This window comes from Bacillus sp. CH30_1T (genome assembly GCF_008364765.1).
In the GTDB taxonomy this organism is placed as follows: domain Bacteria; phylum Bacillota; class Bacilli; order Bacillales; family Bacillaceae_B; genus Rossellomorea.
The window spans coordinates 635,936-649,806 of sequence record NZ_VTUY01000004.1 but is presented as its reverse complement, the minus strand read 5'-3'; the positions used below and the strand labels follow the sequence as shown (position 1 = coordinate 649,806).

Below are 13,871 nucleotides of genomic sequence, written 5' to 3'. Positions count from 1 at the left end.
TCAGTTTATTAGTATTATTATATATCAATAGAGTGTACCCTATTGATACAAGTTTGGAAGACTAATAGAATTAGTGTTAAGAGCGTCCCATAAGACTTGTCTCAAAGATGAGGTGATATGTTGAGAAAAATTGGTTATGTACGAGTAAGTTCTGCTGGTCAAAACCCTTCAAGGCAACTTGAGCAATTAAGAGAAATTAGAATGGACATTATTTTCGAAGAAAAAGTTTCTGGTGCCACAAAGGAGCGCGAACAACTTCAAAAAATGTTAGAGGGTTTACAGGAGGGTGACATCATTTATGTCACAGATTTAACTCGAATCACTCGTAGTACACAAGATTTATTTGAATTGATTGATTTAATACGAAGTAAAAAAGCAAGCTTAAAATCAATCAAGGATACATGGCTAGATTTATCAGAAGATAATCCATACAGCCAATTCTTAATTACTGTAATGGCTGGTGTTAACCAATTAGAACGAGATCTTATTCGTATGCGTCAGCGTGAAGGGATTGAGCTGGCCAAGAGGGAAGGAAAGTTTAAAGGCCGATTAAAGAAATATCATAAAAATCACGCAGGAATGAATTATGCAGTAAAGTTATATCAAGAAGGTGGTATGACAGTAAATCAAATTTGTGAAATTACAAATGTGTCTAGGGCTTCATTATATAGAAAGCTGTCCGAAAGGAAAAAGTAGTCCTGCCTTAATCCAATTAAAGGGCCAGATTGTAGGGGAGCGAGCGTGTCAAATGACACGCATATCTTATTTTGTATATCTGTAACGTAATTCAATTTCAAGATTCTAATTTATGAAAGTGAGGTGGAGTTGTGTCTAAATTTGAAGAAATTTATTTTCAAATTTTTAATGACGTATATTTATATCTCCTCTCGTTATGACACCTTATTAAACGTAATTACTGTGAGCTAGGTGTTTCTTTGTCACAATGTACATTGCAAAATAAAAAGAATCCCCACTGAGGATTCTTTTTTATTTCTAATTTTTTATTGCATATTCTTGTATTAACTTATCAGTTGTTACAATATTTACTCCTTGGTAGAAGTAACTCACAATTTCCTTATAGGGGTCCCACCAACAAAACGCGGAAAATATACGATAAGCAAATTTCGACATGAAAAAATTTAATGGAATTTCTATACTTGATTGCCTTTTTTCAATTAATAGATTCTAAATTGATACCTCGATTTTTAATCTATTAAACCACTAGAAGATAAAATATTATGAAAATTATGAAATTTCTATTTAGAAATCTCAATAAATATGGTATATTTTTGAATTACAGGAATAAAAATTTAGGGAGGGAAAAATTTTGAAAAAGAAATTTGTATTATCAACAACCTTAGTAATGCTATTTTGGACAAGCTTAATACCAGCTGCATCAGCCTCAGAATTACCTTGGAACGATGAAGACAGAGATTACAACAACAAATTATATTTAGGAAAAGAGATTAATTATTTAATTGACTCTGATAATGAATATACAGTGTCAATTCCTAATGCGGTTCAGAAGCTTATGTATCCTAGTAGTGGAAGTAATCCTCTTATATTGAGTAAAACTACAAATTACATGAGCTCAAAAATGGACTTTTATCAATATACTGACTCTGATTATATTAATGGTTTAACAAGGGTTTTTAGAAAAGATTCTTCAGGCCAATATTACTTAATGACAGTAAGTGAGAAAGATAAGTATGATTGGAGATATGGTGAAGTGTTCTTAAATGACTACTATTTAAAAAACATGTCATCTGCAGATAGAGAAGAGGTTATTATTCATGAAATGCTTCATGTATATGGACTGAAGGATTTATATGACTATGAAAATAAATGGTCAATTATGTACTACAATGATGCTTCTACTGCTACTGGAGTAACAACTGATGCTAACTATGTTTTGAATGCGAAATATTAATTAAAGGAGGGAATATGTATGTATAAAAAGAAACTCATAATTGGATTATTTACTCTAACTATTGTTGGGATAACATTTTGGACAATAAATAGACAAGATGATAGTCGTATTCAGCAGATTGCACATGAGAGTGCTATAAAAGATAACACTACTACATCCATTGATAGTAACGAAGAGGAATTAGAGGTAAAGGATAGTGTTGAGGAAATAAGTTCTGATAACATTTATGGTACCTTTGAAGACCAGTATTCCTGGGCTGTTGATCCTAGTATTCCTGAAAATTTAATGGATGATAGGACATCTATTGTCCATTTGAAAGTTCTTGCAGAAGATGAGGCAAGGATGTTTCCCAAAAAAGACAACTTCTCTTCTCCTACGCCATTTACACCATATGAAGTTGAAATAATAGACACAATATCAGGAAATCCTTTATTTGGACATTTGACTGTATACGTCAGAGGTGGAAATTTAAAAATTTCAAAATTTATTGAATCAACTTCTGAACGTCAAATTGAAAAAATGGGGTTAAATAAATTATCTAATAAAGAAAAGGATTCTAAGTATTTAGCATTTACTTCTGCTAACGATTATAAGTTAAAACCAGGGAAAGAATATGCTCTACTTTTATCTGAACCAGCAGCTAATATTTATACAGTGAATGCAAATGGATACGGAATCTTTTACAAGATTAAAACCAAAAATGGAGAAACTAAATATAAGAATGTATTAACAGAAAAAGAATCAACCCTAAAGTTTAAAAAAACCAAACAAGCAAAGGAATAATAATTTCAAATTTCCTGGATAGGGGTAGTCAATTCTAGGATTTATAATTCCTGGGTGGACAGCATTTATTGGCAGCAATTTCTTTGAAATTATGCTTTCGACCTGGATTATTTTCTTCCCTGTCATTCTATTCGCACTACTAATTGTATCCCTGACGATGATAACTCAAGGAATCAGAACCATATTAGATGGTGAATACCTAAGCAGAAGGCCTGCCATTTTAGAAACAGGTGACCGTTGGACACGTACAGAAAAAAACAGTATTCCATTTTAGTTTCTTTCTATTCATTAAATGTCTATTTGCTTTAAAGAATCAGAACCAAGCTTTAACGAAGCAATGAAAAAGCCCAATTTCTTAATATTATAATTGAGAAATTGGGCTTTTTATTAGGGAAAATTCCTTAACGTTGTAAATCCGCATTTTCCTGACGCTACCCCTATTATAACATGTATGAGTCTCAAGCGACTTGGTACCAGTAATTTAGTAATCATTTATAATTTTTCTAGTATTAAACTCTTATCCCAAACTTACAATCCTTTATATGTTAAATATGGAATAAAAGTTGAGGTGGTGGGTGTGTTCAAGCATCTATATTTTCTAATTTACTTGATGCTATTGACAAGCTATTTACTTAGAGGGTGTGAAGTGGATGAAGGTACAAGTATAGAGGAGGTTACTGTTTCACTAGATAGAACTTCGTTTTCTCCAAAGAGCGTTACTGCTGGTAATGATACGATATACGATATTAATTTAAAGATGAGTAGTGTGGGAGAGTTTGAAGTAGATGCAAAAATGAATATTAAGAATACATCTAAAGATGCTTGGAATGAGTTGATTTTTTATTTTATTCCAAATATCTTTACCGAACAGACTTTAAATAAAATATCCCACCCTCTAGATAACCCAGGAACTTTATCAGTCGAAGAGGTGGCAATTAATGGAGAAAAAGTTGAGTATGACCTAGAAAAAGATACATTAAGGGTTCCGTTGAAAAGTCGATTAGATTCGAATGGGAAAATTAATGTAGGTTTTAAATATAACTTTACCCTACCCGAAAATGGTTTGAGGTACACAAAAAATAACGGAAATTACTACTTAGCTCAATTTTACCCGATGCTTGCTACTTATAGGGAACATCGTTGGAATAAAGAAGAGTATAGATTTAAAGGAGAAACGTTTCATACGGACTTTAGTGATTTTAATTTTACTTATCAAATTCCTAAAGGATTCACACTTACCACTACTAGTCCAAATGATTTTTATCCGAATGAAAAACAGGGTAGTTTACAAGCTAATAATGTTAATATGTTCTTTGCAGCAATCCTTAATAATCCAACTCTAATAGAGAAAGAGGCTGGACACACCAACATTAGAGTCTTTGGGTTCGGAGAAAATATGGAATTGTACCAAGAAGTTACTGATATCGCTTCAGATGCACTAACTTATTTTGAAGAAAACATTGGCTCTTATCCACATGACCAATTAGATATTTTGTTGGATGGAATGAGTATGGAGTATCCTGGGATTGTTACTGCATACTCCATTTATAACAGTGAACCCTTAGAACCTGAATCATTAAAAAAGACTGTTGTTCATGAAATTGCTCATCAGTGGTTTTATGGAATAATTAGCAATGACCCTTACCATGATGCATGGTTAGATGAAGGTTTTGCTGATTTTGCAACAGAATTATATTTCCATTCAACAAATAACGAAGAAGTACCTTATAGTTCCATGTACGCAGCGATACAATTCCTAGATTCATTGCCAGTAAATCTACCTTTGCACGAGTACGAAGAAAGTAATCAAAGTTCATATATATACGGAAAATCTTCTGTAATGCTGTGGAAGTTGTTTGAAGAGAGAGGTGGGTTAAAAGAAGCTGAAAAGTTTTTGAGGACCTACTACCAGTACTATCAATTTAAAGAGATAAATTCTAAAGAGTTTATAAGATTTACGAAGCACTATTTTCGTTTAAGTGATGATTCAGTTTTTGATGAATGGTTACTGGTGAAATAATCAGTAAAGTATTTCAAATGCTAAAAGCTACCTTAGAATATTAATTGCTTAATCATCATTTCTATAACTAAGTACTTATTCTTCAAATACTTATAAAACAAAAAAAGTTAACTAATAGCGTATGTGCAGAAATCTGTAGCATACGCTTTTTGGATGAAAATAGATTACTAATTTAGCTTAGCGTATGTTTTCCGCGTTTTGCTACTGGGACCCCTCTTATGGAAATCTTCGGCCATGCTGCCCCTGCGATCACCAAGAAGTACATCGGTATTCGTGAAGATGAAATTGCTGACAGCTTGAAAGACTTTAGACTATAAGGCCTAGTCACAGGGTTGCTACTGGTTTTAGTCGGAGTCATCATATAAAAAAGAAAACAGACCCTTAATTTGGAATGTTTTTTTGTTAACATAACCAGATTTACTGTATTCTTATAATTTAATAAAGTTATTATGGATTTTCTCAAACATATAAATTTAACAAGAAAGGGAGTTTAGTGTATAGGGAAAAGGAATGAAAATTTTAATTGTATGATTTTTAAAAAAATTAAAGAGAGGTGTAAATATTGAAAAAAATTCTTATTGTCAGTTTATGTATGTCTTTAATTATGGGATTATTTTTAATTAAAAACGAGTTGGAAGTAAAAGCCAATGAAACTGCCACACTATTAGAATCAGAGGAGAATTTATTTGAGAAGAACAGTGGCAAAAATGTTCCTTCAAATTATATTAAAGCAAACCCAGTAGATATACCGTTTATTAAAGATAAGATTATAAAAGGTGAACTTACGGAAAAAGAAGCAAAAGAAAGATATAAAATATGGATTAATCCTAAAGTCAATTTAAAATCTCTTCCTGACGGAGAATTAAGCTTTTCTAACATAAAGGAAATATGCAATAATAATAAATTTGTATCTATCTTAAGTACAATTTTTATAGGTGAAAAAGTGTCTGCTGCAAGTTCTTGTCCAGGGTCACCAACTATTTATGCAGAAGAAGGTCCAACATTAGTAAAACATTCAAACTTAGGATATGAGGTCGGTACTAAGTACTGGCACGAATTTAAAGTTTGGACAGATGGATCTCAATATTGGGCATCTACAACAAAAATGCAGGCACAATATTGGACAACAGATTCTTCTGATTATGATGTCGATCACATATTCGCAATAAGTAATGATCAAAAGCAAGGTAAGTTTATTCAAGCAATTTAGTTCAGGTGAATACTGGTTACAATACAACCAACTGGCTTGATGGGAATTGGAGCTATTACTATTTATGGTCAAGTACTAATGGAACCGGTTTTCCTGTAACGGAAGATAATCCAGGTATAAGGAATAGTGGAACTTATGCTTCTTTTGGAGGTAAGTGGTATGCACATGGAGCTTATCAGGGAGATTCAACAGTTAGAAGGAATTATAAGTAAATAAAAATAGAGGGTCTTACTAAAATGTAAGACCTTTTTATATAATTTAAAGAGAACGATATGAAAGGAGATCTCCATATGAAAAAGAAAATTTTTTATAATGCTGCTTTTTTGATTACATTTATAATTGTCTTATATATAGGTATTCGTTATAAAGTTAAAATGGAAAATATAGGATTGGATGGAGGTAACAGTTTTAGTTATACATTATTTATTATAATATTCCCAATATTGTTGGGGGCATTATTAAAATTTCCAAATTTCTTATTCTCATTGTTAAAAACAAGAGTCTCAAAAATTGATTATACAAAATTAATTATAATTGGAATTCCAACACTTTATATTTCCTTATCACCGTTATTAATAATTAACAACATATTTATTATTAATATTGGAATATTACAAGATCCTTTATCCCAAATACTTAGTGGTATTGTTTTTGGAAGTATTTTAATAGAAAGTTTTAAGTTTAAAACCGATCACTTAACATAATCAGATGTTATCGGTATTGAAAAAGGATATTCTAATGAAGATCCTTTTAGGCTTTATCACAGGGTTGCTGCTCTAATCCGTCACATAAGTCTTAACACTAATAAAATGGCTGTTTTCCTGTTACCGGATAGTCAATGGTCCCAGAAATGAACGTTTTAGGGATAATTTTTACTCATCTATAATTCGGTGGATTTTAATTGTTTTTCATTCCCTAAAAGCTTCCCTTTAACATCTTCCCAAAAATTGACACAAAAACCGAATTAGGGAATAATTAATTTGGAGGGAGTGAATTAAAATGGGGAAAATCTTTGGATATGCTCGGGTATCTACCCAAGACCAAAATTTAGATCTACAAATTGACGCCTTAAAGAATTCTGGTGCAGCTGTTATTTATAAAGAAAAAATAACTGGAACAAAAAAAGAACGCCCTGAATTAGAACAACTCCTAAAAGCTATAAGTGAAGGCGATTCTGTAGTTGTATATAAGTTGGACCGTATTTCAAGATCTACAAAGCATCTTATTGAGTTGGCAGAAACCTTTGAAGAAAAAAAAGTCAATTTTATTTCAATACAGGATAGTATCAATACCTCCTCCGCAATGGGACGTTTTTTCTTTCGAACTATGGCGAGTATTGCTGAATTAGAACGGGATATTATTAGTGAGCGTACAAAATCAGGATTAAAATCTGCAAAAATGAGAGGTCGAAACGGAGGAAGACCCTCCAAAGACCCTAAGTTGGTGGAGCGCGCTTTAAAACTACATTCTTCTAATCAATATAGCATCAAGGAAATTACGGACATGACAGGTATAAGTAAATCAGTTTTGTATCGAGCTTTGGAAAAAATTCAAACCGTTGGGTTAGAATAGGGGGATTCTCCTGTGTACCTAAGAGCAAGAGAACTACTTACACCTGATCAAAGGAAGGATTTTTTGACAATCCCTTCTACTTTGAGTAATTGGGAACTGGCTTACTACTATACCCTTACACAAGATGATATAGAGGTAATAAGGCGTAGAAGAAGAGATCATAATCGATTGGGATTCGCTATTCAAATCTGTCTTTTTCGTTATCCAGGTTGGTCAATTTCAGATATTAAAAGTATTCCTGATAAGGTGATAAACTATGTTGCTAAACAGCTACAAATAGACCCAAGTGAATTTAAACTATATTCTGAACGAGAGCAAACAAAACATGAACATATGGAAGAAATACGAAAACACTATGGTTTCTCTAATTTTTCTGCCCACTCATATCGGGTTATTTCACACGCATTACTACCCCAAGCAATTGAAAATTCAAATGCACTGTTCCTGATAAGGATGACTTTAGAAGAAATGCGAAAGCGAAAAATCATTCTGCCTGCTATGACAACGATCGAAAGATTAGTATGGGAAACAAGGCGAAGGGCAGAGGAGAAAGTATATAATTCACTCTATAAACCATTATCTCCATGGCAAAAACAACAATTGGAGAAATTAATTGATACCCCTTCCGATAAATCCAAAACTAAGCTTGGATGGCTAAGGGAAATACCAGTCAATCATCGCCAGATGCTTTTTTAAAAGTAATTGAGAGATTAGAATATGTTCGTTTATTAAATCTTTCAACAGAGGCCGAAAATATTCACTCGAATAGGCTGCTCCAGCTTGCTAGGCTAGGCGCCCGATATGAACCTCATTCCTTTCGGAGGTTTAATGAGAATAAAAGGTACGCTATTCTTGTAGCTCACCTATTAACTCTTAGTCAAGATCTAATTGATCAATCTATCGAAATTCATGACCGCCAAATTATGATCTTACAGTCAAAGGGTAGAAGAGCACAAGAAGAACTGCAAAAGCAAAATGGGAAATCTATCAATGAAAAAGTACTACACTTTGCGGATATTGGTGAAGCTTTAGTAAAAGCACGAAATGAAGAGATAGATCCATTTGAATTATTAGAGAAAATAATGCCATGGGAAAAGATTGTTGATTCTATAGAAGAAGCAAAACGTTTAGCTCGTCCTATGGACTACGATTACTTAGATTTGTTGGTCACCCGGTTTAATTACCTTAGAAAGTATACACCAGTACTTCTCAGTAAATTGGAGTTCCATACGACTCAGGCTGCTGAGCCTTTATTGCGTGCTCTAAATGTCTTGCGTGAAATTAACAATAATAAGAAGCGCCATATTCCCGAAGGCGCGCCATTGGATTTCGTGCCAAAGAGATGGCAGAAACATGTCTATGATGAAGATGGAAATGTTAATCGAAAGTATTATGAATTGTCAGCATTAACCGAATTAAAAAACCATATCCGTTCAGGAGATATATGGGTTGTTGGAAGCAGGTTACATAAGGATTTTGAAGAATACTTAGTCACTAAAGATAATTGGGATGAAACTAAGAATACAGGCAATAGATTAGCTGTTGGTATGTCAGCTCAAGAATATATAATTGAGAGAAACACAGCTTTAAATGAAAGATTAGATTATATAATGGAAAATATAGATTCACTTGAGGGAATTAGTATAGACAAATCAAGGATACGACTTGACCGCTTAGAGAAAGATACACCGGAAGAAGCCAAATCTCTTAGCCAAACTTTATATAACATGTTACCACGGGTAAAACTTACTGATTTATTGATTGAAGTTTCAAATTGGACAGCATTCGATGAACACCTTGCTCATGCGTCTAGTAATAGGCCACCTAAGGGAGAAGAAAAGTCTATTGTAATGGCTACGATTATGGCCATGGGAACCAATATCGGACTTACCAAAATGGCTGAAGCAACACCAGGAATCACCTATCATCAGTTAGCTAATGCAGCCCAATGGCGATTACATGAGGATTCTTTGAGTAAAGCTCAAGCTACTTTAGTAAACTTTCAACATCATCTTTCTTTAACAAAATATTGGGGGAATGGGAGTACCTCATCTTCTGATGGCATGCGTGTACAAGTTGGCGTCTCTTCTCTTCATGCTGATGCTAACCCACACTACGGAACAGGGAAAGGCACTACTATCTATAGATTCACCAGTGATCAATTTTCTTCTTTTTATACAAAGGTTATTAACACAAACGCCAGGGATGCTGTACATGTCATCGATGGATTGCTTCATCATGAATCAGAATTATCCATTGAAGAGCATTACACGGATACGGCTGGTTACACCGATCAGGTTTTTGGATTAAGCCATATATTAGGTTTTCGCTTTGCTCCTAGAATGCGAGATTTATCTGACTCTAAACTTTATGTCATGGATAAATCCAGTGTTTATTCAAAGATTGACAGCATTCTTCGAGGGAAAATCAACATTAAGATTATTCAAGATAACTATGATGATGTCTTACGATTAGCACATTCCATACGGGAAGGTAGAGTATCGGCTTCACTTATTTTAGGAAAGTTAGGATCTTATTCTCGCCAAAATAAAATGGCAACAGCATTGCGTGAGATGGGCAGAATTGAAAAGACAATCTTTATATTAGACTATATTTCTAATGAAACATTACGCCGGCGTATCCAAAGAGGATTAAATAAGGGTGAAGCTATGAATGGATTGGCAAGAGCCCTATTCTTTGGTAAACGTGGAGAGCTACGGGAAAGAGGATTGCAAGATCAACTTCAACGAGCTAGTGCATTAAATATTCTTATTAATGCTATTACAGTTTGGAATACCGTTTATCTCACTGAGGCTACAAAGATATTAAGAGAAAAGGGCCAATTAAAAGAGGAGTTATTACCTCACATTTCCCCATTAGGTTGGGAACACATAAATTTACTTGGAGAATATTCATTTGATTCGAAAAAGGTACCAAAATCAAATGAATTGCGGCCTTTAAAGATATAAAAAATCATGCTGATATCTCCTTAGCGTTGGAGATATCAGTATTCATTTTCCATTTATTGTCTTAACGTGGGTTTTATGACAAAATGTTGGTTACACCCCTATACGGAATCTCAGTCCCAACCAGCCTCAATCATGTTTCTACAAGTAGGGGCGAACAGTTTAATGGACGGGATCAAGTCACACGGGGCTTTAATGGAATAAGGGAGATAATAAAAACTCAAAAGAGGCTGGGACAAAATTAAAAAACCACGATAAAAAGACGAACAATAGAAGTGTAGGTTCTTCATACCGCTAATGATTTCCGTGCAAGACTACGCTTTCCGCGGGTAGCCCGTGAGCCTCCTCGGCAAGCCTGCGGGGTCTCACATAAGCTACTCTTCCCGCAGGAGTCTTCGTCTTGCACTCCAATCAACCGCTGGAAACAGCTAAAATCAAATCTCGAAAATAAATAATAAACCCGAACAAATCTGCACACTAAGAAGCAGGTTTGTTCGGGTTTGACTTAGGATAAAAAACTTTTGTCCCAACCTCTTTTATTGGTTAAATACAGCGCTAAATACTGTGCCAATTTCTCTGTTATTTCCATAACTAATTAAGGTGTGATTTAAGGTATTCTCTCCAAAAATGGAACCCCTTATATGGGAAAGGTAATTTCCTTAGCCCTACCTTTGATTTATCCTTTTCATTCGTTGTCCAATGATTCATTTGGAAGTCATATTCATTTCTAAGCTGCTTGACCAATCCATAACACATGACAAGCACGACGAATGTAAGCGGAAGTGCACTTACGATGATTGCTGTCTGCAGTCCTGTCAGGCCGCCGGACGCCATTAGAACAAGTGTGGATGCGACCAGGAAAATCCCTATACCACTTTCACACCGCTAGGAGGGTTTAATTTCCAACCTGTTGTGAGCATTCCAAGAACAAAGGTTGCGGAGTCGCCTGATGTGACGAAGAAAGTCGTGATAAGTGCCACAGTCAACGCCGAATTATCTAGCTCTATAAAATAAATCTCCCCTTAAATCCTAAACATATGTTAACTATTTTTGAGTTAGGGTTAACAATTTCGCCGATCTATTGTAAACTAAAATTTGTATTTAGTTTACAATAGATTGACCACACACTCTTTGTGAATGCAATCATGATTTAAAACTATTCTAGTTATAACTAAATTTAGGAGAGAGATGTATGGATCAGGGTAGAATATATAGTGTAAGGATGCGAGCTTCAAAAAAGGAATCACATGAAAATGGAGGGAAGCATATTTCCGGTGGTGAACTACTCTCTAACTATAATGATTTACGGATATCAGTAAATACATTGCTAGAAAAAGCATTAAATCACTCAAGAGGAAAACCAGATTTTTTTCAAATTCAATGTGAAATTGTAAATCAACCTATTAAACTAGTGAATCCTTTGACAGTCCAAACAAATGAAGTAACTACAGTTAAAGAAGGGCAAGAGCTAGCCAGATATCTTCTTAAGAAAACGGGTGTCTCTAAAGACATTATTGAAAAAGCCTATAAGCAAATCCCTGAATTTGCAGTTAGAGGAGCAATCCTAATTGATATTCAAACGGGGGAGCGGATAGATGGGAGAGCAGAGAAAGGTGTTCGTGTCTCTAGAATGGATTGGCAAACGGAAAATTTTGAAAAGTGGGCTAAATCAAAAGCAGTTCCTACTAACCCTAGGTTAAAGGAAGCGCTTGCACTTGCTACTAAAGTGTGTAATCACAAATTAACCATTGCAGAATTATGTTGGTCAGATGACCCAAATTACATTACAGGATATGTAGCTAGTAAAAACATAGGTTATCAACGTATAACGCAACTTAAACACTATGGTGATGAGAGAGGATGCCGTATCTTTTTTGTTGATACGTTATCTAATATCAATACATACATGTCTTATTTAGAAGAGCAACCAATTATAGTTCAATGGGAGGAAGTTCATGACACAAAGGTTGATTGAAAATAGCAGAAAATATTTATGGTTACCCTTTACACAAATGAAGGATTATGATGAAAATCCTTTAGTCATTAAAAGCGGTGAAGGTATAAAAGTGAAGGACCTTAATGGCAAGGAGTATTCCGATGGATTTTCGTCTGTATGGCTTAATGCCCATGGGGACAGGAAAATGGAATTAGATGATGCGATCAAAAAGCAATTTGAAAAAGTCGCCCACTCTACATTATTGGTTACGTGTAGTGAGCATTAATCAATGGTTAAGCCAAAGAATAGAAAAGACCAAACAGGCTGGCTTATATCGAGAATTAAGGACAATGAGCACTGCACCCCAGCCAAAAATGTTAGTTAATGGTACACAAAAGATTGTTTTTTCATCAAATAACTATTTAGGCTTAGCGAATGATCCAATTCTAATTGAAGAGGCATTAAAAACGTTACAGGAATTTGGAGTTGGGAGCAGCGGATCTAGGTTAACGACTGGAAATACGGAATGGCATGAAAAGCTAGAGCAAAGGATTGCCAGTTTTAAAAGGATGGAGGCTGCTCTTTTATTCTCAAGTGGGTATTTAGCTAATATTGGTGTTCTTTCATCCTTGCCGGAAAAAGGGGATGTGTTATTAAGCGACCAACTTAATCATGCAAGTATCATCGATGGTTGCCGACTATCAAAAGCTGAAACTGTAATTTACAAGCATTCTGACATGAGTAATCTAGAGAAAAAATTAAAAGAAACACAAACTTATACTCGTAGATTTATTGTCACAGATGGTGTTTTTAGTATGGACGGAACTATTGCTCCATTAGATGAAATTATGAAACTATCTAAACGATATGATGCTTATGTCATTGTAGATGATGCACATGCTACAGGTGTTTTAGGAGAAAGAGGAAGAGGAACAAGTGAACTTTTTGGAGTTTCTCCGGATGTAGTCGTTGGAACTTTAAGTAAAGCAGTAGGAGTTGAAGGAGGTTTTGTAACGGGTTCTAGAGTTTTGATTGATTTCTTGATAAATCATACTAGAACTTTTATTTTTCAAACTTCTCTCCCTCCGGTAAGTTGTGGAGCTGCCTATACCGCATTAGATATCATAGAGAAAAGCCAGGAATTAAGGGAAAGGTTACATAGACAGATAAAAATAATAAAAAGCACACTTGAAGCAATGGGGTTCACAGTATATGGACAGAATACACCTATCATCCCTGTGATTATTGGTGATACAGCAAAGTCGGTTATATTTTCAAAAAAACTCCAGGAAAATGGTATCTATGCACCTGCGATTCGACCTCCAACTGTTCCTAAAGGAGAAAGTCGTATCCGACTAACTGTTACTGCTACTCATAATGATTCACAAGTTGAGCATTTGCTTACATCATTTAAAGATATTGGAAGAGAGTTGAAGATTATTTAATGAAGGATT

General features: G+C 34.5%; 13 protein-coding genes and 2 pseudogenes. 13 read left to right on the top strand and 2 right to left on the bottom strand.

Translation table 11 applies throughout. The features are described from left to right. Positions 1-120: 120 nt before the first annotated feature. From F0342_RS10790 to F0342_RS10740, 9 genes and pseudogenes are all read left to right on the top strand, one after another. On the top strand, positions 121-696 hold the full coding sequence (locus tag F0342_RS10790; RefSeq protein ID WP_149155928.1) for a recombinase family protein: 576 nt from the start codon (positions 121-123) through the stop codon (positions 694-696). Positions 697-1,327: 631 nt separating this feature from the next. Further along, positions 1,328-1,930, top strand: coding sequence for a hypothetical protein (locus F0342_RS10785; protein WP_149155927.1), 603 nt, complete (start codon positions 1,328-1,330; stop codon positions 1,928-1,930). 18 nt (positions 1,931-1,948) lie between these two features. Continuing rightward, complete coding sequence (locus F0342_RS10780) at positions 1,949-2,713, top strand: hypothetical protein (protein WP_149155926.1); 765 nt, start codon at positions 1,949-1,951, stop codon at positions 2,711-2,713. Positions 2,714-2,804: 91 nt separating this feature from the next. Then, positions 2,805-2,987, top strand: coding sequence for a hypothetical protein (locus F0342_RS10775; RefSeq protein WP_149155925.1), 183 nt, complete (start codon positions 2,805-2,807; stop codon positions 2,985-2,987). Positions 2,988-3,359: 372 nt separating this feature from the next. After that, positions 3,360-4,733: a M1 family metallopeptidase gene (locus F0342_RS10770; RefSeq protein ID WP_188048493.1), complete on the top strand. Its 1,374-nt coding sequence runs from the start codon at positions 3,360-3,362 to the stop codon at positions 4,731-4,733. A gap of 592 nt (positions 4,734-5,325) precedes the next feature. Continuing rightward, positions 5,326-5,943, top strand: a complete 618-nt coding sequence (locus tag F0342_RS10760) for a hypothetical protein (protein WP_223145715.1) — start codon at positions 5,326-5,328, stop codon at positions 5,941-5,943. A gap of 290 nt (positions 5,944-6,233) precedes the next feature. Beyond that, positions 6,234-6,647, top strand: coding sequence for a hypothetical protein (locus F0342_RS10750; RefSeq protein ID WP_149155921.1), 414 nt, complete (start codon positions 6,234-6,236; stop codon positions 6,645-6,647). Between the two features lie 295 nt (positions 6,648-6,942). Next, a complete protein-coding gene (locus F0342_RS10745; protein WP_149155920.1) occupies positions 6,943-7,515 on the top strand; it encodes a recombinase family protein in 573 nt (190 codons plus the stop codon). 12 nt (positions 7,516-7,527) lie between these two features. Continuing rightward, positions 7,528-10,484 (top strand): annotated as a pseudogene (locus F0342_RS10740) (Tn3 family transposase). A gap of 588 nt (positions 10,485-11,072) precedes the next feature. Here the strand turns inward: F0342_RS10740 and F0342_RS25395 are convergent. Then, positions 11,073-11,291: a BCCT family transporter gene (locus F0342_RS25395; protein ID WP_262481709.1), complete on the bottom strand. Its 219-nt coding sequence runs from the start codon at positions 11,289-11,291 to the stop codon at positions 11,073-11,075. On the opposite strand from F0342_RS25395, the gene F0342_RS25390 reads away from it, so the two are divergent. Further along, on the top strand, positions 11,236-11,370 hold the full coding sequence (locus tag F0342_RS25390) for a hypothetical protein (protein WP_262481711.1): 135 nt from the start codon (positions 11,236-11,238) through the stop codon (positions 11,368-11,370). The two genes, F0342_RS25395 and F0342_RS25390, sit on opposite strands and share 56 nt — an antisense overlap. Here F0342_RS25390 and F0342_RS25385 read toward each other — a convergent pair. Beyond that, positions 11,348-11,461: a BCCT family transporter gene (locus tag F0342_RS25385; RefSeq protein ID WP_262481708.1), complete on the bottom strand. Its 114-nt coding sequence runs from the start codon at positions 11,459-11,461 to the stop codon at positions 11,348-11,350. The genes F0342_RS25390 and F0342_RS25385 overlap by 23 nt on opposite strands. Before the next feature lie 212 nt (positions 11,462-11,673). Here F0342_RS25385 and bioW point away from each other — a divergent pair, with 212 nt between their 5' ends. The 3 genes and pseudogenes from bioW to bioF all read left to right on the top strand — a co-directional run bounded on the left by bioW (position 11,674) and on the right by bioF (position 13,862). Next, positions 11,674-12,456, top strand: coding sequence for a 6-carboxyhexanoate--CoA ligase (bioW, locus tag F0342_RS10730; RefSeq protein ID WP_149155919.1), 783 nt, complete (start codon positions 11,674-11,676; stop codon positions 12,454-12,456). Next, positions 12,437-12,682, top strand: a pseudogene (locus F0342_RS10725) (adenosylmethionine--8-amino-7-oxononanoate transaminase); the annotation flags it as partial. The gene bioW and the pseudogene F0342_RS10725, both read left to right, overlap by 20 nt. Positions 12,683-12,692: 10 nt before the next feature. After that, entirely contained in the window at positions 12,693-13,862 is a 1,170-nt protein-coding gene (bioF, locus tag F0342_RS10720; protein ID WP_149155918.1) for an 8-amino-7-oxononanoate synthase, read from the top strand. Positions 13,863-13,871: the final 9 nt, after the last annotated feature.

Excerpts from the sequence above, each read along its gene's own strand:
- F0342_RS25390 (WP_262481711.1), top strand. The coding sequence starts at position 11,236 with ATGACAAGCACGACGAATGTAAGCGGAAGTGCACTTACGATGATTGCT.
- bioW (WP_149155919.1), top strand. The coding sequence starts at position 11,674 with ATGGATCAGGGTAGAATATATAGTGTAAGGATGCGAGCTTCAAAAAAG.
- F0342_RS10775 (WP_149155925.1), top strand. The coding sequence starts at position 2,805 with ATGCTTTCGACCTGGATTATTTTCTTCCCTGTCATTCTATTCGCACTA.
- F0342_RS10780 (WP_149155926.1), top strand. The coding sequence starts at position 1,949 with ATGTATAAAAAGAAACTCATAATTGGATTATTTACTCTAACTATTGTT.
- F0342_RS10760 (WP_223145715.1), top strand. The coding sequence starts at position 5,326 with ATGTCTTTAATTATGGGATTATTTTTAATTAAAAACGAGTTGGAAGTA.
- F0342_RS10750 (WP_149155921.1), top strand. The coding sequence starts at position 6,234 with ATGAAAAAGAAAATTTTTTATAATGCTGCTTTTTTGATTACATTTATA.
- F0342_RS10745 (WP_149155920.1), top strand. The coding sequence starts at position 6,943 with ATGGGGAAAATCTTTGGATATGCTCGGGTATCTACCCAAGACCAAAAT.